The sequence below is a fragment of the Paenibacillus sp. ICGEB2008 genome (assembly GCF_000307675.1).
Classification (GTDB): Bacteria; Bacillota; Bacilli; order Paenibacillales; family Paenibacillaceae; genus Paenibacillus; species Paenibacillus polymyxa.
On record NZ_AMQU01000041.1, the window covers coordinates 1 to 1,200 of the forward strand.

Annotated in this window: 1 tRNA gene and 2 rRNA genes; all 3 read left to right on the top strand. The window is 49.4% G+C overall.

The window, feature by feature from the left end:
* A 16S ribosomal RNA gene (locus C400_RS0125770) occupies positions 1–338 on the top strand; the annotation flags it as partial.
* 98 nt (positions 339–436) lie between these two features.
* Positions 437–512: transfer RNA gene (locus tag C400_RS0125775), tRNA-Ala, on the top strand.
* Positions 513–754: 242 nt separating this feature from the next.
* Positions 755–1,200, top strand: a 23S ribosomal RNA gene (locus tag C400_RS0125780); the annotation flags it as partial.

Below are 1,200 nucleotides of genomic sequence, written 5' to 3' on the forward strand. Positions count from 1 at the left end.
GCCCCTTATGACCTGGGCTACACACGTACTACAATGGCCGGTACAACGGGAAGCGAAGGAGCGATCTGGAGCCAATCCTAGAAAAGCCGGTCTCAGTTCGGATTGTAGGCTGCAACTCGCCTACATGAAGTCGGAATTGCTAGTAATCGCGGATCAGCATGCCGCGGTGAATACGTTCCCGGGTCTTGTACACACCGCCCGTCACACCACGAGAGTTTACAACACCCGAAGTCGGTGAGGTAACCGCAAGGAGCCAGCCGCCGAAGGTGGGGTAGATGATTGGGGTGAAGTCGTAACAAGGTAGCCGTATCGGAAGGTGCGGCTGGATCACCTCCTTTCTATGGAGAATCGTTTCCTGCAATGGAAACATTCAAATATGAAGCGTAAGCTTCAATAATTCATCATTCCATTTGTTCAGTTTTGATGGAACTTGTGAGGGGCCATAGCTCAGCTGGGAGAGCGCCTGCCTTGCACGCAGGAGGTCAGCGGTTCGATCCCGCTTGGCTCCACCAATTACAATTTCATCTATAACTGTTTGGAGATCATTAACTCTTCAGGAGTTGATTGATAATCACACAGCTTTGCACCTTGAAAACTGGATACCGAAACGAAATTGCGTTTTAGAATATTCCTTTAAGCTGATCTTGTGTAAACAAGTGAAATAAAGGTAGCAAATAAGGAAAGATATTTTGCCTTTGGCAAAAATCACTCTTTATTGAACATCGACATTTTCTTTCTGTGAAAGAAAAGTCTAGGTTAAGCTACAAAGAGCACACGGAGGATGCCTAGGCGCCAGGAGCCGACGAAGGACGTGGCGAACAACGATAACGCCTCGGGGAGCTGTAAGCAAGCTTTGATCCGGGGATGTCCGAATGGGGAAACCCGGCTGTCTTCATCGACAGTCACTACTCACTGAATTCATAGGTGAGTGAGAGGCAGACCAGGGGAACTGAAACATCTAAGTACCCTGAGGAAGAGAAAACAATAGTGATTCCGTCAGTAGCGGCGAGCGAACGCGGATTAGCCCAAACCAAGGAGCTTGCTCCTTGGGGTTGTGGGACGTCTCACATGGAGTTACAAAGGAACCGGTTAGATGAAGAGGTCTGGAAAGGCCCGCCAGAGAAGGTAAAAGCCCTGTAGTTCAAAACTTGTTCCCTCCGAGACGGATCCCGAGTAGTGCGGGGCACGTGAAACCCCGTA